This window comes from Mycobacterium mantenii, assembly GCF_001667865.1.
GTDB lineage: Bacteria > Actinomycetota > Actinomycetes > Mycobacteriales > Mycobacteriaceae > Mycobacterium > Mycobacterium mantenii_A.
The window spans coordinates 1-22,782 of the sequence record NZ_LZJP01000079.1 but is presented as its reverse complement, the minus strand read 5'-3'; the positions used below and the strand labels follow the sequence as shown (position 1 = coordinate 22,782).

Here is a 22,782-nt window from a genome sequence, read left to right as displayed (position 1 = left end):
CCGTTTACGAAACTGATCAGGGCAGGGCGGCCAGCAGCGGCGCTGCCGGTCCCGCGGGGCTGGCCGCCGGCGCGGGTGCCGCCGGTGCCGCGGGTGCGGCCGGAGCCTGCCCCGAAGCGAGCGCCGGCAGATCCTGCGGGAGCGTCACTTTCGGAGGCACACTGACCGGCAGGCCGGCCGGCATCGCCGGCATGTTGACCTGCGCCTGCGGAATCTGCGGAGCCGGCGGAGTGGCCGGTGCCGCCGGTGTCGACAGCCCCGGGATCGTCGGCAGACCCGGGATCGACGGAGCGGCCGGAGCGGCGGGACCCGCAGCCGCCGGCTGCGCACCCGTCAGGCCCTGGATCATCCCCGGGATGCCGCCGGTCGCCGTCGACGGCGCGGCGGGGGTCGCCGACTGTGCCAGCCCCGGAAGGAACGGGTTGGCCGCCGCCGGGGCCCCAGGGGTGGTCGGCGCGGTCAGTCCGGGAATCGACGGAAGACCCGCCGCCGGAGCCGCCGCGGTCGCCGGCGAGGTGGCCGCCGGAACACCCGGGAAGCTGATCCCCGGAGTGGCCGGAGCCGCCGGCGGCGTGGCGCCGAGTGCGGTCGCGAGGTTCTGCAGGATTTGCGGTGCGTTGGCCGCCGAACTGATCAGCTGCTGCGGGATGTTCGGCACGGCCGGGGCCGGCACGGGGTCGGCGTGGGCGATTCCGCCCGTCAATAGCGCTGCGGACGAACCGACCACGACGGCGGCTGCACGCATGTAAGTCCAGATGGTTGGCATGACTCTCCCTGTTTGATCGATTGCAGGTCCGGCGCTGAAGTTACTTTGATGCAGATGGGACTCAAGTGACACGTGTGGCATTTATGAACTCGTTACTGATACGAGTGAGAGCAGTGACCGAACGGCTGAAAACAGCGCGCCAAGTAGTGATGTGGCCATCCGACGGCCCCGACGGCACGGCCACGCATGCCCCGCTCGCTAAAGTCGGGCGGATAGACACCACCTCGGCCGCTCCGGCGGCATCCACCACCCAGCGGCTGGCGAGTCTCCTTCAGGCGGCCGCGCCGATGCTGCTCATCGCGAGCGTCGCCGCGCGGCTGGGCTGGACCTATCTGGCTCCCAACGGCGCGAACTTCGTCGACCTGCACGTGTACCTCGGTGGGTCCGCCGCGATCGACCACCCCGGCACCCTGTACAGCTACGTCTACGCCGACCAGACGCCGGACTTCCCGCTGCCCTTCACCTATCCGCCGTTCGCGGCGGTGGTCTTCTACCCGCTGCACCTGTTGCCGTTCGGCCTCGTGGCATTCCTGTGGCAGGTCGCGACCATGGCCGCCCTGTACGGCGCGATCCGGCTCAGCCAGCGCGTGATGAACGCCGGGCCCGCCGGCCGGCGTACGGCGATGCTGTGGACGGCGATCGCCATCTGGATCGAACCGCTGCGCAGCACCTTCGACTACGGACAGGTCAACGTGTTGCTGATGACCGCGGTGCTGTGGGCGGTGTACACCACGCGGTGGTGGCTGTCCGGGCTGCTGGTCGGCGCGGCGGCGGGAATCAAGTTAACCCCCGCGATCTCCGGTCTGTACCTGGCCGGCGCCCGCCGGTGGGGCGCCGCGGTGTTCTCGGCGGTGGTTTTCGTTGCCACCATTGCGATTTCGGTCTTGGTCGTCGGCGATCAGACCCGCTACTACTTCACCGACCTGCTGGGCGACGCCCACCGGGTGGGCCCCATCGCCACCGCGTTCAATCAGTCCTGGCGTGGCGGCATTTCGCGCATCCTGGGCCACGATGTCGGCCTCGGCCCGCTGCTGGTGGCCGCCGTCGCCGTGACCGCGGTGCTGGCGGTGCTGGCCTGGCGGGCCCTGGACTCCGCCGACCAACTGGGCAGGCTCGTGGTGGTGGAGCTGTTCGGGTTGCTGCTCTCACCGATTTCCTGGACCCATCACTGGGTGTGGCTGGTACCGCTGATGATCTGGGCGATACACGGCCCGGTGCGCGCGCGGCGTGGAGCGCGAATCGTCGGATGGGGCTGGCTGGTTCTCACCCTGATCGGCGTGCCGTGGTTGCTCAGCTTCGCCCAACCGACCATCTGGCAAATAAGCAGGCCCTGGTACCTGGCCTGGGCAGGGCTGATCTACATCGTGGCGGCGGTGGCGACGCTGATCTGGATCGCGGCCACCGGGAGAACCGAGGCGAAGGACGCGGTCGCGGTCTAGTTGTCGACGATGCCGTTGATGTCGCGGGCCATGTCGATGTCGTTTTTGGTGATGCCGCCCTCGGAGTGCGTGACGAGAGCAAAAGTCACTGTCCGCCAACGAATATCGATGTCCGGGTGGTGATCCTTGCTTTCCGCGTGCTCACCCACCCGCCGCACGGCATCGATACCGGCCAGGAAGCTCGGAAATTTGATCGAGCGGCGCAGGGCGCCGTCGGCGCGTTCCCATCCGGCCAGATCGGGCAGTGCGGCGTCTACTTGCTCATCCGTTAACACAGCCATATACCCGACCGTATACCTTCGCCGGCCGAGCCGTGGGAGACGAATGCGCGGCGGCCCGCCCGACCGAGCGGCCACTCACGAGGCAACGGCGGGACCCGGTGCTTGGTTCTTCTGATCCAACGACACCACGACGCTTGGCTCCGGCGGGTTCTGTCGTTCTTGGTATGCCGACTCGAGGATCGCCGGAACCCCTTGCAGGTCGCGGGCTACGCCCACCAGTTCTTCCAGAATGAGGATTCGTTGCTGATTCGCCTCGCCCAACGCCCTGCGGCCCTGCTCATCGAAATAACGAACTCTCTGTCTTGCGTCGGCGAGGAGTCGTTCACGCTCCTGCTGGGCTTCCTGGAAGGCCTCATCGATCAACGATTGGGCCTCGGCACGCATCCCGGCGAGCTCGGCGTCGAACTCTTTCCTGGTCGCCGCGCACTCCGTCTCGAGCGCTTTTCGCTGCGCGGCGATGTCCACCAACAACTCTCGGTGCTCTCGCTGGGCGGCCTCGGTCTCGGCCTCAGCCTCGGCGACCAGCGCCGCTACCTCGGCCCGCGCCTCGTCCTGCATCCGGGAAATCTCCTCGAGCGCACGCCGCAGCAACCTCGCCATCCGATGCTGCATCGCGTACGGCGACGGCGAGGTGTCCGACAGGAGGGCGACCTCATCCCTGAGGCAGGCGACTTCGATCCGCAGCGCGACCGCTTCGTCGCCGAATTCGTTTCGCTGGGCCCGTAGGTTCTGAACTTCATCGATCAGGAACTTCTGCTTGGCGAGCAACACCTGAATGTAGGCATCGACCGCGGCCGTGTCATAGCCCCTGTACGTGCGGGAGAACGTCTTTGTGGTTTCGGTGGTCATTGCCATCCTCCATTTCTGGAAGTGCCCGGTAGAGATAGCGACCGACTGAGGTCGAGTATCCCACGGTGACGCCAAAACTGTAAGAGAGTCGTTGTGCTGCAAGGTAATTCGATCCACATCACGGGGGTTCGATGCCATTTCGTGGAATTGATCGTCGCGAGCGCAGGGCGTCGCGCCCAGCTGCCGGCCCCGACGGTATACCGTCACTGGCCATGCCGACCCAGATCGTCGTTGCCGGCGCGCTGATTTCCGACGCCAAGGTCCTGGTGGCACAACGCGCCCGTCCGCCGGAGCTGGCCGGCCGCTGGGAGCTGCCCGGCGGCAAGGTCGCGCCCGGCGAAACAGAGCGCGACGCGCTGGCTCGCGAGTTGGCCGAGGAGCTGGGCCTGGCGATCGGCGACGTAGCGGTGGGCGACCGGCTGGGCGGCGACATCGCGGTCGACGGCGGGCTCACGCTGCGGGCCTATCGTGTGCGGCTGATCCGGGGCGAACCCGATGCTCGCGATCATCGCGCGTTGCGCTGGATTACCGCGGCTGAGCTGCACGATCTCGACTGGGTGCCGGCCGATCGGGGCTGGTTGGGGGACCTGAGCCGGGCGCTTTGAGAGCAACCTCGTAACAAGTCCACAGACTTCCGGCAGCTTATGTACAGCCGCGTTGCAGGTCCTCGCAGTGAACTGAATAGAACAATATGACTTGTAATAACGACGCCACACGAAGCTGCCCTGGATGTGCGTGCCGATAGCGAGCCGAATGCTTGTCCAGACCCTGCCCTCACGGCCTCGGTGCCGGGCCGGGAGATCTACAGGTGCGCAAAAACCGATGCTCATGACACCTTTTTTCGCAAATTGCCCGCACGCGACGGACCTGATTTCGCCCTCGACCGAGACCTATGCTGGTGCTGTATCGCCTCCCAGCCCGCGGGCCCTGAAATGCCGAGCGCCGAGCCGATCCGAGCTGGTGCGGGCGGGTGGATCACCGGGCTGATCACCGAACACAACGAACTTGGGGTCGAAAGAACGACCCGTGGCACGACGCTACCGAATTGGAGGAGTACTTCTTGACTGTCACACCCCACATTGGCGGAGTGCTCGAGGAACTCTTGGAGCGCAGCGGGCGGTTCTTCACGCCCGGCGAGATCTCGGCCGACCTGCGCACGGTCACGCGGGAGGGCGGCCGTGAGGCCGACGTGTTCTACCGCGACCGGTGGAGCCACGACAAGGTGGTTCGCTCCACGCACGGGGTGAACTGCACCGGGTCGTGCTCGTGGAAGATCTACGTCAAAGACGGGATCATCACCTGGGAGACCCAGCAGACCGACTACCCGTCAGTGGGGCCGGACCGGCCCGAGTACGAGCCGCGCGGCTGCCCCCGCGGTGCGTCGTTTTCGTGGTACAGCTACTCGCCAACCCGCGTGCGCTATCCGTACGCCCGGGGGGTGCTGGTCGAGATGTATCGGGAAGCCAAGGCGCGGCTGGGCGACCCGGTGCTGGCATGGGCCGACATCCAGGCCGATCCCGAGCGCCGTCGTCGCTATCAGCAGGCCCGCGGCAAGGGCGGACTGGTTAGGGTCACGTGGGCCGAGGCCACCGAGCTGATCGCCGCCGCCCACGTGCACACCATCAAGACGTACGGACCGGACCGCGTCGCCGGATTCTCTCCGATTCCGGCGATGTCGATGGTGTCCTACACCGCCGGCTCGCGGTTCTTCGAGTTGATCGGCGCCCCGATGACGTCGTTCTACGACTGGTACGCCGATCTCCCGGTGGCCTCCCCGCAGGTCTTCGGCGACCAAACCGATGTGCCAGAATCCGGGGATTGGTGGGACGCGGCGTATTTGATGATGTGGGGCTCCAACGTCCCGATCACCCGCACGCCCGACGCGCACTGGATGGCCGAGGCGCGCTACCGCGGTACCAAGGTGGTGACCGTCAGCCCGGACTATGCCGACAACACCAAGTTCGCGGACGAGTGGATGCCGTGTGCGGCCGGCACCGACGGGGCGCTGGCCATGGCAATGGGCCACGTCATCCTCTCGGAATGCTATGTGCAAAAGCAGGTTCCGTTCTTCACCGACTATTCCCGCCGCTACACCGACCTCCCCTTCCTGATCAAGCTGGAAGAGCGCGGCGACATGCTGGTGCCGGGCAAGAACCTCACGGCGGCGGATTTGGGGGAGGCCTTTAAAAGCTCGGAGAACGCCGCACTCAAGCCCGCCGTGCTGGACGAAAGCACGGATTCGGTTGTGGTGCCGCACGGTTCGCTGGGATTCCGGTACGGCGAGTCGGGAGTGGGCAAGTGGAACCTCGATCTCGGCGACCTGACGCCCGCACTCAGCGTCCGCCGCAATCAAGACGGCAGCACCGCGCTCGTCCACCTACCCAGCTTCGACACGGTCGACGGCGAGGGCACGACCGTGGCCCGCGGCGTCCCGGTACGCCGCATCGGTAAACACCTGGTGTGCACCGTCTTCGACCTGATGCTCGCCCAATACGGCGTGGCGCGGCCGGGCCTGCCCGGCGAATGGCCCACCGGCTACGACGACGCGACCCAGCAGAACACCCCGGCCTGGCAGGAGGCGATCACCGGCGTGTCGGCCGCCCAGGCCATCCGGGTGGCAAGGGAATTCGCGCACAGCGCCGAGGAATCCGGCGGTCGCTCGATGATCATCATGGGTGGCGGCATCTGCCACTGGTTCCACAGCGACGCGATCTACCGTTCGGTGCTGGCGCTGCTGATGCTGACCGGCTCGATGGGCCGCAACGGCGGTGGCTGGGCCCACTACGTGGGCCAGGAAAAGGTGCGCCCGCTCACCGGATTTCAGACGATGGCGATGGCAACGGACTGGGTGCGCCCGCCACGACAGGTGCCCGGCGCCTCCTACTGGTACGCGCACACAGATCAATGGCGCTACGACGGGTACGGCGCCGACAAACTGGCCAGCCCGGTCGGGCGGGGCAGGTTCGCGGGCAAGCACACCATGGACCTGCTGGCGTCCTCGGTGGCCATGGGGTGGAGCCCGTATTACCCCCAGTTCGACCGATCCAGCCTGGACGTCGCCGACGAGGCGCGGGCCGCCGACCGCGACGTCGCCGACTACGTCGCCGAACAGCTCGGCCAACGCAAGCTCAAGCTCGCCGTGACCGATCCCGACAACCCGGTGAATTGGCCACGGGTGCTTACCGTTTGGCGCGCCAACCTGATCGGCTCGTCGGGCAAGGGCGGCGAGTACTTCCTGCGTCATCTGCTGGGAACCGATTCCAACGCTTCGGCGCTGCCGCCGGAAGACGGGGTCCAGCCTACCGGCGTCACCTGCGCGGGGGACATCCCCGAGGGCAAGCTCGACTTGATGATGTCGATCGACTTCCGGATGACCTCGACGACGCTGGTGTCCGACATCGTGCTGCCGGCGGCGACCTGGTATGAGAAGGCCGACATCGCCAGCACCGACATGCACCCCTACGTGCACGCGTTCAGTGCCGCGACCGATCCGCCGTGGGAAACACGGTCGGACTTCGACGCTTTCGGTGCGATCGCGCGCGCCTTCAGCGCCTTGGCCAAGGATCATCTGGGCACCCGCACCGATGTCGTGCTCAGCGCGCTGCAGCACGACACGCCGGATGCGATGGCCTATCCCGATGGCACCGAATCCGATTGGCTGCAATCCGGTGCGACGCCGGTGCCCGGCCGGACGATGGGCAAGCTGACCGTGGTGGAGCGCGACTACACCGCGATCTACGACAAGTGGCGGACGCTGGGTCCGCTGGTCGACAAGTTCGGCGTGACCACCAAGGGCGTCACGGTGCACCCCTTCCGGGAGGTCGAAGAGCTCGCCGCCAAGTTCGGAGTGCTGAAATCCGGTGTGGCGGGCGGCCGCCCGGCCATCACCACCGCCTCGCGGATGGCCGATGTGTTGCTGCTGCTGTCGGGAACGACCAATGGGCGCCTCGCGGTCGAGGGCTTCCACGAACTGGAAAAGCGCACCGGTCAGCGGCTGGTGCATCTGGCCGAGGGCAGCGAGGACAAGCGCATCAGCTACGCCGATACCCAGGCCCGGCCCGTTCCCGTGGTCACCAGCCCGGAATGGTCGGGCAGCGAGACGGGTGGCCGTCGCTACGCGCCGTTCACCATCAACATCGAAAACCTCAAACCGTTCCACACCCTGACCGGGCGGATGCATTTCTATCTCGCGCACGACTGGGTCGAGGAGCTCGGTGAGCACCTGCCGGTGTTCCGGCCGCCGCTGGACATGGCGCGTCTGTTCGGGCAGCCCACGCTCGGCGCATGCGAGGACGGCATCGGGCTCACGGTGCGCTACCTGACGCCGCACTCGAAGTGGTCGTTCCACTCCACCTATCAGGACAACCTGTACATGCTGTCGTTGTCCCGCGGTGGCCCGACGATGTGGATGAGCCCGGGCGACGCAGCGAAAATCCAAGTGCGCGACAATGATTGGGTTGAGGCGGTGAATGTCAACGGCATCTACGTGTGCCGGGCGATCGTCTCGCACCGGATGCCCGACGGCGTGGTGTTCGTCTATCACGTCCAGGAGCGCACCGTGGACACGCCGCGCTCCGAGATCAACAACAAGCGGGGCGGTAACCACAACGCGCTGACCAGGGTGCGCATCAAGCCGAGCCACCTGGCCGGCGGCTACGGACAACACGCGTTCGCGTTCAACTACCTGGGCCCGACCGGCAACCAGCGCGACGAGGTGACCGTTGTGCGCCGTCGCAGCCAGGAGGTGCAGTACTGATGAAGGTCATGGCGCAGTTGGCGATGGTGATGAACCTCGACAAATGCATCGGCTGCCACACCTGCTCGGTCACGTGCAAGCAGGCGTGGACCAACCGGTCCGGCACCGAATACGTCTGGTTCAACAACGTCGAAACCCGGCCCGGTCAAGGCTATCCGCGCACCTACGAGGACCAGGAGCGGTGGCGCGGCGGCTGGATTCGCGACAAGAAGGGCCGGCTGCGGTTGCGGGACGGTGGCCGCCTGCAGAAGCTGCTGCGGATCTTCGCCAATCCGAAGTTGCCCCTCATCGGCGACTACTACGAGCCGTGGACCTACGACTACGAGAACCTGACCACGGCACCCGCGGGTGACACGTTCCCGACGGCCGCGCCCAAAAGCCTGATCAGCGGTGAGCCGATGAAGATTTCGTGGGGCCCGAACTGGGATGACAACCTGGCGGGCTCGCCGGAGATTCTCGCCGAGGACCCGATCCTGAAGAAGGTCAGCGAAGAGATCAAACTCTCGCTCGAAGAGACCTTCATGTTCTATCTGCCCCGGATCTGCGAGCACTGCCTGAACCCGTCCTGTGTGGCGTCGTGCCCGTCGGGCGCGATGTACAAGCGCAGCGAGGACGGCATCGTGCTGGTGGACCAGGACCGCTGCCGGGGCTGGCGGATGTGTGTGTCCGGATGTCCTTACAAGAAGGTCTATTTCAACCACAAGACGGGCAAGGCCGAGAAGTGCACGCTGTGCTATCCGCGGATGGAGGTCGGGCTGCCGACCATCTGCTCGGAGACCTGTGTGGGCCGGCTGCGCTATCTGGGCGTGGTGCTCTACGACGTCGACAGGGTGCTGGAGGCGGCGTCGGTGGAAAAGGACACCGACCTCTACCCGGCGCAGTGCGAGATCCTGCTGGACCCCAACGATCCGAACGTCATCGCCGGCGCGCGGGCCGAGGGGATCCCGGACGAGTGGATCGAGGCCGCCCAGCGTTCCCCGGTCTACGCGCTGATCCACACCTACAAGGTGGCGCTGCCGCTGCACCCGGAATACCGGACTATGCCGATGGTTTGGTACATCCCGCCGCTCTCGCCGGTGGTCGACGCGGTCAGCCGCGACGGGCATGACGGGGAGGACCTCGGCAACCTGTTCGGCGCGCTGGACGCGCTGCGTATCCCGATGCAGTACCTGGCCGAACTGTTCACCGCGGGTGACACGGCCGTGGTCGAAGGCGTGCTGCGCAAGCTGGCGGCGATGCGCTCCTACATGCGCGACATCAACCTCGGCCGCGAAACCCAGCCGCACATCCCGCATTCGGTCGGCCTGACCGAAGAGGAGATGTACGAGATGTACCGGCTGCTCGCCATCGCGAAATACGAAGAGCGCTACGTCATTCCGACCGCGTTCGCGCCGCAGGCCCGTGACCTCGAGGAGATGGGCTGCTCGCTGTCGGGTGACGGCGGTCCGGGCATGTACGAGTCGGATCCGGTGCCGGTGTCCGTGGAGACCTTCCACACGCTCAAGCAGCGCGGGGACGACGAAGCCAGCAACGCCAGACCGTCGGGGCGGGTGAACCTGCTCAACTGGGGCGGCGGTCAGGTGCCCACCGGGATGTTCCCCGAGGAGCGGCAGCGATGAAGCTGCTTTCGGCGCTGCGGGAGCGTTCCACCAACCGGGCGATGCAGGATCGCCTGGTGTGGCAGGCGGCATCGCTGCTGCTGGCCTATCCGGACGACGGGTTGGCCGGGCGCCTGGACGCCGTCGACGAGTTGCTGGGCCATATCAGCGGTCCGCCGGCGGCGCTGCTACAGCAGACGGTGGCGGCGCTGCGGGCGCTCGAGCCAATGGCCGCCGCGATTGACTACGTCGCCACCTTCGACATGCGCCGGCGCTGCACCATGTACCTGACCTACTGGACCGCCGGGGACACCCGCAACCGCGGCCGGGAGATGCTGGCGTTCGCCACCGCCTACCGGGAGGCGGGTGTGCGGCCGCCGGGCGGCGAGGCGCCCGACCATCTGACCGTGGTGCTCGAATTCGCCGCCACCGTCGATCCCGAGGCCGGACGGCGCCTGCTGGAGCAGCATCGGGTGCCGATCGACGTACTGCGCGGCGCCCTGGCCGACGCCAAATCGGCGTACGAGCCGGCCGTGGCGGCGGTCTGCGAAACCCTGCCCGTCGCAACCGATCAGGAAGTGCGCCGCGCCGAGCGGCTGGCGAAGGCCGGACCACCGGCGGAAGCCGTTGGGCTGCAACCGTTTACCTTGACCGTGCCACCGAAGTAAAGGAACGCCAAGTGTTCAGCAACGTCCTGTTCTGGGACATCGCGCCCTACGTCACGCTGTCGGTCCTGATCGTGGGCACCTGGTGGCGCTACCGGTACGACAAGTTCGGCTGGACGTCGCGGTCCTCACAGATCTACGAGTCGCGGCTGTTGAGCATCGCCAGCCCCATCTTCCATTTCGGCATCCTGGCGGTTTTCGCCGGCCACGTGATGGGGCTGTTCGTCCCGCCGCGCGTCACCCAGATGCTGAAGATGAGCGACCACGTCTACCACCTGCAGGCGGTCATCGCCGGGTCGATGGCCGGCATCGCGACGCTGATCGGCATCGGGCTGCTGATCTACCGCCGGTTCACCCGCCCGGCGGTGTCCATGGCCACCACCCGCAGCGACAAGGTGATGTATCTGGTGCTGGTGCTGGCGATCGTCGTCGGCCTGTATTGCGACCTGATCGGTACCGGCCCGCACGGTGGCGAGTTCCACTATCGCTACACCGTCGGTCTGTGGTTCCGGCGGATCTGGATATTTCAGCCGCACGGCGAGGTGATGGTCAACGCGCCGCTGGACTACCAGCTGCACGCCCTGATCGGCATGGTGTTGTTCACGCTGTGGCCGTTCACCCGGCTGGTGCACGTGTTCAGCGCCCCGGTCGTCTACCTGTTCCGGCCCTACATCGTCTACCGCAGCCGCGAGGCGGCGGCCAAGGGTGAACTCGTCGGTACGGCGCCGCGCCGGCGGGGCTGGTAGCGGACCGACCAACGGGCGCCCGGTTACCAGCCGGTTCGCTATCCAGTTCGCTTTGAAAGGCCCCCGCTGCCACAATCACCGACGTGCTATTTCGCAACGTCGCCATCGTCGCCCACGTCGACCACGGGAAGACCACCCTGGTCGACGCGATGCTGCGGCAGTCGGGCGCGCTGCACCACCGTGGTGACGACACGGTCGAGCGCCTCATGGACTCCGGGGACCTGGAGAAGGAAAAGGGCATCACGATCCTGGCCAAGAACACGGCCGTGCATCGCAGGCATGCGGACGGGACGACGACCGTCATCAATGTCATCGACACCCCGGGCCACGCCGACTTCGGCGGTGAGGTGGAGCGCGGGCTGTCCATGGTGGACGGGGTGCTGTTGCTGGTCGACGCCTCCGAGGGCCCGCTGCCGCAGACCCGTTTCGTGCTGCGCAAGGCCCTGGCCGCCCACCTGCCGGTGATCCTGGTCGTCAACAAGACGGACCGGCCGGACGCCCGGATCTCCGAGGTCGTCTCGGAGAGCCACGACCTGCTGCTCGACGTCGCATCAGACCTCGACGAGGCAGCGCAGAAGGCCGCCGAGGATGCCCTCGGCCTGCCGACGCTGTACGCGTCGGGGCGGGCGGGCATCGCCAGCACGACGGAACCGGCCAACGGCGAGAATCCCGAGGGCGACAACCTCGATCCGCTGTTCGACGTTCTGCTCGAGCACATCCCGCCGCCGCAGGGCGATCCCGAGGCGCCGTTGCAGGCGCTGGTCACCAACCTCGACGCCTCGGCCTTCCTCGGACGGCTCGCGCTGATCCGCATCTACAAGGGCCGGATCCGCAAGGGCCAGCAGGTCGCCTGGATGCGCGAGGTGGACTCCCATCCCGTCATCACGAACGCGAAGATCACCGAACTGCTGGTGACCGAGGGCGTGGAGCGCACGCCCACCGACGAGGCCATTGCCGGGGACATCGTCGCCGTCGCGGGCATTCCGGAGATCATGATCGGCGACACGCTGGCCGATCCGGACCACGCGCACGCGCTGCCGCGCATCACGGTCGACGAGCCCGCCATCTCGGTGACCATCGGCACCAACACCTCGCCGCTGGCGGGCAAGGTGAAGGGTCACAAGTTGACCGCGCGCATGGTGAAGTCGCGGCTCGACGCGGAACTCGTCGGCAACGTCTCTATCAAGGTCGTCGACATCGACCGGCCCGACGCCTGGGAGGTGCAGGGCCGTGGCGAGCTCGCGCTGGCGGTGCTCGTCGAGCAGATGCGCCGCGAGGGCTTCGAGCTCACGGTCGGCAAGCCGCAGGTCGTCACGCAGACGATCGACGGCAAGCTGCACGAGCCGTTCGAGGCGATGACCATCGACTGCCCCGACGAGTTCGTCGGCGCGATCACCCAGCTGATGGCCGCCCGCAAGGGGCGGATGGAGGAGATGACCAACCACGCGGCGGGCTGGGTCCGGATGGACTTCATCGTGCCCAGCCGCGGGCTGATCGGCTTCCGCACCGACTTCCTCACCCTGACCCGCGGTACCGGCATCGCCAACGCCGTGTTCGACGGCTACCGGCCGTGGGCGGGGGAGATCCGGGCCCGCCACACCGGGTCGCTGGTGTCCGACCGCGCCGGCACCATCACACCGTTCGCCATGATCCAGCTCGCCGACCGGGGCCAGTTCTTCGTTGAGCCCGGCCAGGACACCTACGAGGGCATGGTCGTCGGAATCAATCCGCGCGCAGAGGATCTCGACATCAACGTCACCCGCGAGAAGAAGCTGACGAACATGCGGTCCTCGACCGCCGATGTCATCGAAACGTTGGCCAGGCCGCTGGAGCTCGACCTGGAGCAGGCCATGGAGTTCTGCGCGTCCGACGAGTGCGTCGAGGTGACCCCGGAGATCGTGCGGGTGCGCAAGGTCGAGCTGGACGCCACCGCCCGGGCCCGCAGCCGGTCGCGCGCCAAGGCGCGGGGCTGACACCGGGTGGTCGGACGGGCTGCTGAGCGGCTGCTCGATACCCTGATCAGCGTGCCGAGACGAGTCCGCCGTTGGTTCATGGTGCTGGGCGGCCTGGTTTCGCTGGTCGGACTCGTGCTCTCGGCCTGTACCGTCAACCCGCCGCCGGCGCCGCAGAGCACCGACACACCGCACAACTCGGTGCCACCGCCACCGCGGGTCAGCGAGATCATCATGGGCATCGACTCGATCGGTGCCGGCTTCAATCCGCACCTGCTGTCCGACCTGTCCCCGGTGAACGCCGCGATCAGCGCGCTGGTGCTGCCCAGCGCCTTTCGGCCGGTTCCCGACCCCAACACGCCGACCGGCTCACGCTGGGAGATGGACCCGACCCTGCTGGTTTCGGCGGAGGTGACCAGCCAGAGCCCGTTCACGGTGACCTACAAGATCCGGCCGGAGGCGCAGTGGACCGACAACGCGCCGATCGCCGCCGACGACTTCTGGTACCTGTGGCACCAGATGGTCAGCCAGCCCGGGGTGGTCGACCCGGCCGGGTATGACCTCATCACCGGCGTGCAGTCCCTGGAGGGGGGCAAGCAGGCGGTGGTCACCTTCGCCGAACCGTATCCGGCGTGGAAAGAGTTGTTCAGCAACATCCTTCCGGCGCACATCGTCAAGGACGTGCCCGGAGGTTTCGCGGCGGGCCTGGCGCGGGCGCTTCCGGTCACGGGCGGCCAGTTCCGCGTGGAAAGCATCGACCCGCAGCGCGACGAGATTTTGGTGGCCCGCAACGACCGCTACTGGGGACCGCCGGCCAAACCCGCGCTCATCCTTTTCCGGCGCGCCGGGGCGCCGGCCGCGCTGGCCGACTCCGTGCGCAACGGCGACACCCAGGTGGCGCAGGTGCACGGCGGCTCCGCGGCCTTCGCGCAGCTGTCCGCCATTCCCGATGTCCGCACCGCCCGGATCGTGACGCCGCGCGTCATGCAGCTCACGCTGCGGGCCACCCAGCCCAAACTGGCTGACACGCAAGTCCGTAAGGCGATCTTGGGGCTGCTCGACGTCGACCTGCTCGCCGCCGTGGGCGCGGGCAGCGACAACACGGTCACCTTGGACCAGGCGCAGATCCGCGCGCCGAGCGACCCGGGCTACGAGCCGACCGCGCCACCGGCGATGACGACACCGGCCGCGCTGGCGTTGCTGGAGGGGGCCGGCTACAAGGTCGAACCCAACTCTTCGGCCTCGCCCGCGCCGAACCCGCCCAACACCGGGCCGCCCGAGGCCATCCGCGGCCGCATCAGCAAGGACGGCCAACAGCTTTCGCTGGCCATCGGGGTGGCGGCGAACGACCCGACCGCGGTCGCGGTGGCCAATACCGCCGCCGACCGATTGCGCGACGTCGGCATCGCCGCGACCGTGCTGGCGCTGGACCCGGTCACCCTCTACCGCGATGCACTGAACGACAACCGGGTGGACGCGATCGTCGGCTGGCATCAGGCGGGCGGAAACCTGGCGACCCGGCTGGCCGCCCGGTACGGCTGTCCCGCCCTGGAGTCCACCCAGGTCCCGATTTCCAACGCGCCGGCGCCCGCGCCCACCACCCGCACCGGTCCCGCGCCGTCCACCGGGCCGGCCATCACGGCCACGCCCCCGTCCACGACCCCGACCACGACGCCGCCGCCCAGCCGCCCGGCCGATCCCAACGCGCTGGTGCAGGCGCCGTCGAACCTGACCGGGATCTGCGATCGCAGCATCCAGTCGAATATCGACGCCGCCCTCAACGGCACCAAGAACATCAACGACGTGATCACCGCGGTCGAACCCCGACTGTGGAACATGTCCACCGTGCTGCCGATCCTGCAGGACACCACGATCGTGGGGGCCGGCCCGAGCGTGCAGAACGTCAGCTTGTCCGGTGCGGTTCCGGTCGGCATCGTCGGCGACGCCGGCCAATGGGTCAAGACCGGGCCGTAGCCGCGTCGTCAGTCGGCGGGCGGGCGCGCTGCCCGCGGCGGGATCACGGTGTCGACGATCATCGCCAGCTCGCGCCTGTTCGGCGGCGACCCGTTGAGCAGGAAGTGCTGGTTGATCAACGCCGACCCGATGCGAGCGGTAAGCGGCGTCACCGTCGTCGGGTCGAGATCACCGTCATCCATGGCGGCCTGCAGGATCGATTCCACGATTCTCATGCGCGGCCGCACCACGGCGTCGGCGAAGATGGCCCGCATCTCGGGTTCGTGCAACAGCTGATGGATGACGTCCAGACCCGGAAAGCCGGTCTTTCCGGCCAGCAGGTCGCGCTGGGCGGTGAACATCGCCAGCAGGTTCTCTCGGGCCGAACGGCCGGAACGCAGCTCGGGCAGCGGCGGCAGCGCGAAAACCAAAGCGGCGTGCACCAGTTCGCACTTGGTGTCCCAGCGGCGGTAGAGCGCGGCCTTGCCGGTGTGGGCGCGGGCCGCGATCCCCTCCATCGTCAGGCCGCCGTAGCCGACTTCGGTCAGCTCGGCCAGGGTGGCCTCGTAGAGGGCACGTTCGAGGACCTCACCTCGCCGGCGGCTTCGGCTGACGGTGTGGTCAGCGTCCGTGAGCTGGGGCATTCATTGATAGTAGCCGTGCGCGTTCCTATCCGCTGCGGTCCCGGCGATCCCGCCTCCCGGCGACGAACATAAGAAACGGCGCCGGGCACTAACCATCAGTGCCGATTTCCGCCGCTGCCGGTAGGGTGCCGTCCATGCCTGAGACGCCGCGGCTGTTGTTCGTCCACGCGCACCCCGACGACGAAAGCCTGGGCACCGGCGCCACCATCGCCCATTACGCCGCCCGCGGGGCCGACGTCCGCGTCGTCACGTGCACGCTGGGCGAGGAGGGCGAGGTGATCGGCGATCGTTGGGCCGAACTCGCCGTCGACCGCGCGGACCAACTGGGCGGGTACCGGATCGGCGAATTGACCGCCGCGCTGCGGGCGCTGGGTGTCCACCAACCCCACTACCTGGGTGGCGCCGGCCGGTGGCGCGATTCGGGCATGGAGGGCACTCCCCAGCGGAACCGGCCACGATTCATCGACGCCGACGAGAGCGAGACCGTCGGCGCGCTGGTTGCCGTCATTCGCGAGCAGCGCCCACACGTCGTCGTGACCTACGATCCGGGCGGCGGCTACGGCCATCCCGATCACGTCCACGCGCACCGGGTGACGGTGGCGGCCGTGGCGGCGGCCGGGGCCGGCGACGCCGGCTTCCCCGGCGAGCCCTGGGCCGTGCCGAAGTTCTACTGGTCGGTGTTCGCGACGAGCACCTTCGCGGCGGCCATGGACGCCCTGACCCCCGAGGATCTGCGGCCCGAATGGTCGATCCCGCCGAAGGAGGAGTTCACCTTCGGCTATGCCGACGACGACATCGACGCCGTCGTCGAGACCGCCCCGGAGGCCTGGGCGGCCAAGCGGGCGGCGCTGGCCGCGCACGCCACTCAGGTGGTGGTCGGACCGACCGGGCGCGCCTGCGCGCTGTCCAACAACGCCGCGATCCCGATACTGGGGCACGAGCATTACGTCCTGGCCGGCGGCGCCGCGGGAGAGCGCGACGAGCGCGGATGGGAAACGGATCTGCTCGCGGGGCTTGGTTTCCCCGCGACTCAGACGCGGTAGGCTGCCAATCAGGCAGCCACGGAAGGAATTCGCATGGACCCCGACCTGGACCCTAATCTGCAGCACTGGCAGGACCGGCTGGACAGCCTGCAGTGGGTCATCGGCTCGATCATGTCCAACGTCGACAGCGTCCCGACCTGACCGAAACCAAGCCACGCGTCGCGTCGGTCGACGACAGCGGCGCGACCGACCCCGCGATTCGTTTCGTCGTGTTGGCCCTCTTGGCGGTCGACGGGGTGCTCTCCGCGCTTGCCGGGGCTCTGCTGCTGCCTCTCTACCTCGGGACGGTTCCGTTCCCCATCAGCGGGCTGATTTCCGGACTGGTCAACGCCGCGCTGGTGTGGGCCGCCGGGCGCTGGACCCGCTCGGCCCGGCTGGCCGCGTTGCCGTTGTGGACGTGGCTGCTGACCGTGGCCGTGATCAGCATGGGCGGCCCGGCCGACGACGTCATTTTGGGGGGCCGCGGCCTGATGGCCTACGGAGCGCTATTGCTGCTGGTCCTGGGGGTCGTACCGCCGGTGTGGGTGATCTGGCGGCGCGGCCGGCACGGCTGACGTCCGGCCGGGATGTCGCCCGCTTGCCGATGCGGGGCTGCCGCTACTGTTGACTCTTGCCCAGACGGGACCCGCCAACGGGTGCCACGATTTCACATGTTGGGACGCACGGATGAAACTCGATCGTCGGGAAGTTACACCAAGGTGCTGTTGACTCCGGGCGAGGAGCCTGTCGCTCTGCCCAACCCTGCGGTTCCGGCCAAGGTTGCCTCGGAAGCCTCGTCGAAGGCCTCACCAGAGGTCAGCGCGTCGGCGCTGCGGCGGGTGTTGCGACGGGCTCGAGATGGCGTTGCGCTGAACATCGACGAGGCAGCGGTCGCCATGACCGCGCGCGGTGCCGACCTGGCGGATCTGTGCGCCAGCGCGGCGCGGGTACGCGACGCGGGCCTGGAGTCGGCCGGACGGCGCGGGCCCGGCGGCGGGCTGCCGATCACCTACTCCCGCAAGGTTTTCATCCCGGTCACCCACCTGTGCCGGGACAGCTGTCATTACTGCACCTTCGTCACCGTTCCGGGCAAGCTGCGCGCCCGGGGCGACGGCATGTACCTCGAGCCCGACGAGATTCTCGACGTCGCCCGTCGCGGCGCCGAACTCGGTTGCAAGGAAGCATTATTCACCCTCGGTGACCGACCCGAGGATCGCTGGCCGGAGGCGCGTGAATGGCTCGGTCAACGAGGCTACGACTCGACGCTGTCCTACGTGCGGGCGATGGCGATCCGGGTGCTCGAAGAGACCGGGCTGCTGCCGCACCTGAATCCCGGCGTGATGAGTTGGTCGGAGATGGCGCGGCTCAAGCCGGTGGCGCCGTCGATGGGCATGATGCTCGAGACGACATCACGTCGGCTGTTTGAGACCAAAGGGCTTGCGCACTATGGCAGCCCGGACAAAGACCCGGCCGTTCGCCTGCGCGCCCTGACCGACGCGGGCCGGTTGTCGATCCCCTTCACCACCGGCCTGCTCGTCGGCATCGGCGAGACCCTGACCGAACGTGCCGACACCTTGCATGCGATTCGCAAGTCGCACAAGGAGTTCGGTCATGTGCAAGAAGTGATCGTGCAGAACTTCCGGGCCAAGGAACACACCGTGATGGCCGCCGTTCCCGACGCCGGCATCGAGGACTACCTGGCGACGGTGGCGGTGGCCCGGTTGGTGCTCGGTCCCGGGATGCGTATTCAGGCGCCGCCGAACCTGGTGTCGCGCGACGAATGCCTGGCGCTGTTGGGCGCCGGGGTCGACGACTGGGGTGGGGTCTCACCGCTGACACCCGACCACGTCAATCCGGAGCGGCCGTGGCCTGCCCTGGACGAACTGGCCGGCGTCACCGCCGAAGCCGGTTACGAGCTGGTCCAGCGGCTGACCGCCCAGCCCAAATACGTGCAGGCGGGCGCGGCCTGGATCGACCCGCGGGTGTCCGGACACCTGATGGCGCTCGCCGATCCGGCGACCGGTCTGGCCCGCGACGTCAACCCGGTGGGGCTGCCCTGGCAGGAGCCGGACGACGTCGGCTCCTCGGGGCGGGTCGACCTCAACGCGGCGATCGACAGCGAGGGCCGCAACACCGAAACCCGCAGCGATATCGACAGCGCCTTCGGCGACTGGGAATCGATCCGTGCGCACGTCCACGAGCTGGCCGCGCAAGGCGCCAAAGCGCCAGAACGCCTAGACACCGATGTGCTTGCCGCGCTGCGCTCCGCCGAGCGCAACCCCGCCGGCTGCTCCGACAGCGAGTACCTGTCGCTGGCGACCGCCGATGGTCCGGCACTGGAAGCGGTTGCCGCCCTTGCGGATACGCTGCGCCGCGAGACCGTCGGCGACGACGTGACCTTCGTGGTGAACCGCAACATCAACTTCACCAACATCTGCTACACCGGCTGCCGGTTCTGTGCGTTCGCGCAGCGCAAGGGCGACGCCGACGCGTACTCGCTGTCCACCGACGAGGTCGCCGACCGCGCGTGGGAGGCGCACGTCGAAGGCGCCACCGAGGTGTGCATGCAGGGCGGCATCGACCCCGAACTGCCGGTCACCGGCTATGCCGATCTGGTCCGCGCCGTCAAGGCGCGGGTGCCGTCGATGCACGTGCACGCGTTCTCACCGATGGAGATCGCCAACGGAGTGACAAAGAGCGGCTTGAGCATTCGCGAGTGGCTGACCGGTTTGCGCGAGGCCGGCCTGGACACCATCCCCGGCACCGCCGCCGAGATCCTGGACGACGAAGTGCGCTGGGTGCTGACCAAGGGCAAGTTGCCGACCTCGCTGTGGATCGAGATCGTCACCACCGCCCACGAGGTGGGGCTGCGGTCGTCGTCGACCATGATGTACGGCCATGTCGACAGCCCGCGGCACTGGGTGGGCCACCTCAATGTGCTGCGTGACATCCAGGACCGCACCGGCGGTTTCACCGAGTTCGTGCCGCTGCCGTTCGTGCACCAGAGCTCGCCGTTGTATCTGGCCGGCGCGTCCCGGCCCGGACCCACCCATCGGGACAACCGGGCGGTACACGCGCTGGCGCGAATCATGTTGCACGGCCGGATTTCTCAGATCCAGACCAGTTGGGTCAAGCTCGGAGTCGAGCGCACGCAGGTGATGCTCAACGGCGGCGCCAATGACCTGGGCGGCACCCTGATGGAGGAGACCATCTCGCGGATGGCCGGTTCGGAATACGGCTCGGCCAAGACGGTGGCGGAACTGACCGCGATCGCCGAAGGCATCGGCCGGCCGGCGCGGCAACGCACCACCGACTATTCGACCCTGGCCGCGTAGTTCGCTTCCTTGTCATGGACGGCGGGTATACCCGAAGCCGTGCAGCGACAAATCGACGACGATCGATTCCCCGAGTGGCGGCCGTTCGCGGACGCGGTACACCGGCACGGACCCGACGCCGGCACCTGGTGTGAGGCCTGGACGGTGCGCGACATCGTCGTCCATCAAGCCGGAAACGCCGAAGAACTCGCACGGGTGCTCGGCGCACACCTGGCAGGTCAACCCGTCGCCACCCGCGGCTTCGAGGAACGCGAGGGCCCACTGCGCGCCCTGAACGACGCGGACCTCTGGGACGCGTTGTCCGACCGGATGGCCAGTTTGGACGATGTCGCGTCGGCAGCCGAGGCGGTTCCCGCGGACACCGATGTCGCCTGGACGGGCCGCACCATGAAGGTGCCGTGGTTCGCCGAGCACATGCGCGAAGAGCTCGTCCTGCACGGCTGGGACATCACCGGAGACGAGCCGGCCGCCCAGGCCCGGCTCGCCGAGCCATGGATGACCACGCACAGCGTGCTCGCGGTCGGCAGGCCGCTGTTGGTGAAGGGGGCCAAGGAACTCGGGCCGGGCGAGCGCATCGAAGCCCGCCTGCGGGCCGACGGCGCCGACGACGTCGTCCTGGCCGCCGACCCGGACCAGATCACCATCGACCTTGCCGCACCGGAAGGCCCGGCCACGCTCGAAACCGACGCGGCCGCCCGCGTGCTGCTGCTGTGGGGGCGCAGGCCCGCCGATCCGTCACGCATACGCAGCCGCGTCGGACCGGAAACCCTGGGACGCGTGCGCCGCCTGCTCGGCGGTTACTGAGCCGCTTCGTGCGAAGCGTTCGGCTCAGAAGTTGTTACAGGTGACCGCGACCTGGTTGATGTCGTCGTAGTACTTCTGCGCGGACGGCATGGCCTGGATCTGCTGGGCCATCTGCTGACGCTTCGCCGGCGGCGAGGCCAGGAAGTTGCGGATGTACGACTGCGCCATCGGCGAGGAGTTCAGCTGCTGCGCAGCCGCCGGGTCGGTGGCGTTCAGCGCCGCGATGACCTGCCCGTAGTTGCAGGTGGTGTTGATGATCGCGTCGGCGGGATCAGCGGACGCGATCCCGGCCGCGGCGGTCAACGCCACCGCTGCGCTGCCAACAGCGACACCCAATTTGCTCAACGACAGCCTCATAGTGGACACCTTCCCCAGTTAATGCACCGCTATTGGGGCGAACACATCTGCCCAGCGGTTGCCGTCTTTCGGTTGAGATTACCAGGCCCCCCGAGTGAGCCGGCAACGCAACGGATATCGGAAGCTGCCGCCGGGGCGTTACTCTTCGCAGGTCAGCGGCTTGCCAGCGATGTTCGCCCTCGGCGAAAAGGGACCCGGTGGCAGCCTCCGAGACTGTCGGTCTTAAATCTGTATTCGGACAGGCGCGCCAAATGGTTGACCTGTATCTGCAACGTCTAGTATCAGTAACCGAAAGCTTCACCGGAAGCGGTCGAACCGCCGGTGCGAGCTGAACAGCAGCCCACGTTCAAGCCGGAGTACATGGAGGAGACGTCTGTGACGTACACGATCGCCGAACCCTGTGTCGACATCAAGGACAAAGCCTGTATCGAGGAGTGCCCGGTCGACTGCATCTACGAGGGAGCTCGGATGCTCTACATCCACCCCGACGAATGCGTTGACTGCGGGGCGTGCGAGCCGGTGTGCCCCGTAGAAGCGATCTACTACGAAGACGATGTGCCGGACCAGTGGAGTCAGTACACGCAGATCAACGCCGACTTCTTCGCCGAGCTGGGATCGCCGGGCGGTGCCGCCAAGGTCGGCATGACCGAGAACGACCCGCAGGTGGTCAAGGACCTGCCGCCGCAGGGCGAGGGCGACTGAGCGGCCCGGTGCCTCACCAGCTCAAAAAACGCCGGCCCGCGGTGTCGGCGTCCCTGCCGGAGTTCCCCTGGGACACCCTCGCCGACGCGAAAGCGCTGGCCAGTAGCCATCGGGACGGCATTGTCGACCTCTCCGTCGGCACCCCGGTCGACCCGGTCGCGCCGGTGATCTCCGAGGCGCTGGCCGCCGCCGCCTCGGCGTCGGGGTATCCCGCCACCGCCGGCACGGCCCGGCTTCGCGAATCGGCGGTCGCAGCGCTGGATCGCCGGTTCGGCATCACCGGGCTGACGGAGGCCGCGATCCTGCCGGTGATCGGCAGCAAGGAGCTCATCGCCTGGCTGCCCACGCTGCTGGGCCTGGGCCCCGCGGATGTGATCGTGGTGCCCGAGCTGGCGTATCCCACGTATGACGTCGGGGCCCGGCTGGCCGGAACGCGGGTGCTGCGTGCGGATTCGCTGACCCAGCTGGGTCCGCAATCGCCGTCGCTGTACTACCTGAATTCGCCGAGCAATCCGACCGGGCGCGTCCTGGGCGTCGATCACCTGCGCAAAGTGGTCGGCTGGGCCCGCGACCGGGGCTGCGTGGTGGCCTCGGACGAGTGCTATCTGGGGTTGGGCTGGGACGATCAGCCGCTGTCGATCCTGCACCCCTCGGTGTGCGACGGCGACCATGCCGGCCTGATCGCGATCCACTCCCTGTCGAAGAGCTCGTCGCTGGCGGGGTATCGGGCCGGTCTTGTCGCCGGAGACCCCGAGCTGGTCGCCGAGCTGCTGGCCGTGCGCAAGCACGCCGGGATGATCGTGCCGACGCCGGTGCAGGCCGCCATGGTGGCCGCCCTGGACGACGACGCCCACGAGCTGGCGCAGCGGGAACGTTACGAACGGCGCCGCGCGGCCCTGCTGCCCGCGCTGCG

The 22,782-nt window shown here is 67.9% G+C and carries 18 protein-coding genes and 1 pseudogene; 14 read left to right on the top strand and 5 right to left on the bottom strand.

Annotated elements, in window-relative coordinates; all coding sequences use genetic code 11:
- Window positions 1–16: 16 nt before the first annotated feature.
- Window positions 17–766 carry a hypothetical protein gene (locus tag A5688_RS12260; RefSeq protein WP_067908750.1) on the bottom strand — a complete coding sequence of 250 codons (750 nt, stop codon included), beginning with the start codon at window positions 764–766 and terminating at the stop codon, window positions 17–19.
- Between the two features lie 149 nt (window positions 767–915).
- Here A5688_RS12260 and A5688_RS12255 point away from each other — a divergent pair, with 149 nt between their 5' ends.
- Window positions 916–2,205: a mannosyltransferase gene (locus A5688_RS12255; protein WP_067908748.1), complete on the top strand. Its 1,290-nt coding sequence runs from the start codon at window positions 916–918 to the stop codon at window positions 2,203–2,205.
- Here A5688_RS12255 and A5688_RS12250 read toward each other — a convergent pair.
- The gene (locus tag A5688_RS12250; RefSeq protein WP_067835710.1) at window positions 2,202–2,486 is read right to left on the bottom strand and encodes a 4a-hydroxytetrahydrobiopterin dehydratase; all 285 of its coding nucleotides are present in this window, start codon (window positions 2,484–2,486) and stop codon (window positions 2,202–2,204) included. The two genes, A5688_RS12255 and A5688_RS12250, sit on opposite strands and share 4 nt — an antisense overlap.
- Window positions 2,487–2,561: 75 nt before the next feature.
- Window positions 2,562–3,335: a cell division protein DivIVA gene (locus A5688_RS12245; protein WP_067835834.1), complete on the bottom strand. Its 774-nt coding sequence runs from the start codon at window positions 3,333–3,335 to the stop codon at window positions 2,562–2,564.
- 212 nt (window positions 3,336–3,547) lie between these two features.
- Between A5688_RS12245 and A5688_RS12240 the strand changes: the two genes are divergently transcribed.
- The 7 genes and pseudogenes from A5688_RS12240 (at window position 3,548) to A5688_RS12210 (ending at window position 15,026) form a co-directional block, all read left to right on the top strand.
- On the top strand, window positions 3,548–3,940 hold the full coding sequence (locus A5688_RS12240) for a (deoxy)nucleoside triphosphate pyrophosphohydrolase (RefSeq protein WP_067835712.1): 393 nt from the start codon (window positions 3,548–3,550) through the stop codon (window positions 3,938–3,940).
- A 455-nt stretch (window positions 3,941–4,395) separates the two neighbouring features.
- The gene (locus tag A5688_RS12235) at window positions 4,396–8,091 is read left to right on the top strand and encodes a nitrate reductase subunit alpha (protein WP_067908809.1); all 3,696 of its coding nucleotides are present in this window, start codon (window positions 4,396–4,398) and stop codon (window positions 8,089–8,091) included.
- Complete coding sequence (gene narH, locus A5688_RS12230) at window positions 8,091–9,710, top strand: nitrate reductase subunit beta (protein ID WP_067835713.1); 1,620 nt, start codon at window positions 8,091–8,093, stop codon at window positions 9,708–9,710. The genes A5688_RS12235 and narH overlap by 1 nt, the downstream gene beginning before the upstream one ends.
- Window positions 9,707–10,373: pseudogene (narJ, locus tag A5688_RS12225) on the top strand (nitrate reductase molybdenum cofactor assembly chaperone); the annotation flags it as partial. The gene narH and the pseudogene narJ, both read left to right, overlap by 4 nt.
- The gene (narI, locus tag A5688_RS12220) at window positions 10,369–11,100 is read left to right on the top strand and encodes a respiratory nitrate reductase subunit gamma (RefSeq protein ID WP_067835722.1); all 732 of its coding nucleotides are present in this window, start codon (window positions 10,369–10,371) and stop codon (window positions 11,098–11,100) included. The pseudogene narJ and the gene narI, both read left to right, overlap by 5 nt.
- Window positions 11,101–11,183: 83 nt before the next feature.
- The gene (gene typA / locus A5688_RS12215) at window positions 11,184–13,073 is read left to right on the top strand and encodes a translational GTPase TypA (RefSeq protein ID WP_067908742.1); all 1,890 of its coding nucleotides are present in this window, start codon (window positions 11,184–11,186) and stop codon (window positions 13,071–13,073) included.
- A gap of 45 nt (window positions 13,074–13,118) precedes the next feature.
- The gene (locus A5688_RS12210) at window positions 13,119–15,026 is read left to right on the top strand and encodes an ABC transporter family substrate-binding protein (protein ID WP_165607470.1); all 1,908 of its coding nucleotides are present in this window, start codon (window positions 13,119–13,121) and stop codon (window positions 15,024–15,026) included.
- An 8-nt stretch (window positions 15,027–15,034) separates the two neighbouring features.
- Here the strand turns inward: A5688_RS12210 and A5688_RS12205 are convergent, their stop codons facing one another.
- Window positions 15,035–15,649 carry a TetR/AcrR family transcriptional regulator gene (locus A5688_RS12205; protein ID WP_067835727.1) on the bottom strand — a complete coding sequence of 205 codons (615 nt, stop codon included), beginning with the start codon at window positions 15,647–15,649 and terminating at the stop codon, window positions 15,035–15,037.
- Between the two features lie 134 nt (window positions 15,650–15,783).
- Here A5688_RS12205 and mshB point away from each other — a divergent pair, with 134 nt between their 5' ends.
- From mshB to A5688_RS12185, 4 genes are all read left to right on the top strand, one after another.
- On the top strand, window positions 15,784–16,692 hold the full coding sequence (gene mshB / locus A5688_RS12200; RefSeq protein WP_067908736.1) for an N-acetyl-1-D-myo-inositol-2-amino-2-deoxy-alpha-D-glucopyranoside deacetylase: 909 nt from the start codon (window positions 15,784–15,786) through the stop codon (window positions 16,690–16,692).
- A 92-nt stretch (window positions 16,693–16,784) separates the two neighbouring features.
- Window positions 16,785–17,246, top strand: a complete 462-nt coding sequence (locus tag A5688_RS12195) for a hypothetical protein (protein ID WP_067908734.1) — start codon at window positions 16,785–16,787, stop codon at window positions 17,244–17,246.
- Between the two features lie 96 nt (window positions 17,247–17,342).
- The gene (locus tag A5688_RS12190) at window positions 17,343–20,006 is read left to right on the top strand and encodes a bifunctional FO biosynthesis protein CofGH (protein WP_082951252.1); all 2,664 of its coding nucleotides are present in this window, start codon (window positions 17,343–17,345) and stop codon (window positions 20,004–20,006) included.
- Window positions 20,007–20,045: 39 nt separating this feature from the next.
- On the top strand, window positions 20,046–20,810 hold the full coding sequence (locus A5688_RS12185) for a maleylpyruvate isomerase N-terminal domain-containing protein (RefSeq protein ID WP_067835739.1): 765 nt from the start codon (window positions 20,046–20,048) through the stop codon (window positions 20,808–20,810).
- Window positions 20,811–20,834: 24 nt separating this feature from the next.
- On the opposite strand, the gene A5688_RS12180 is transcribed toward A5688_RS12185, so the two are convergent.
- Entirely contained in the window at window positions 20,835–21,167 is a 333-nt protein-coding gene (locus A5688_RS12180) for a hemophore-related protein (protein ID WP_067835740.1), read from the bottom strand.
- 375 nt (window positions 21,168–21,542) lie between these two features.
- Here A5688_RS12180 and fdxA point away from each other — a divergent pair, with 375 nt between their 5' ends.
- Complete coding sequence (gene fdxA / locus A5688_RS12175; protein WP_007773662.1) at window positions 21,543–21,869, top strand: ferredoxin; 327 nt, start codon at window positions 21,543–21,545, stop codon at window positions 21,867–21,869.
- 41 nt (window positions 21,870–21,910) lie between these two features.
- Window positions 21,911–22,782, top strand: an 872-nt coding sequence (gene dapC / locus A5688_RS12170; protein ID WP_120312537.1) for a succinyldiaminopimelate transaminase, incomplete at its 3' end; no start/stop codon positions are given.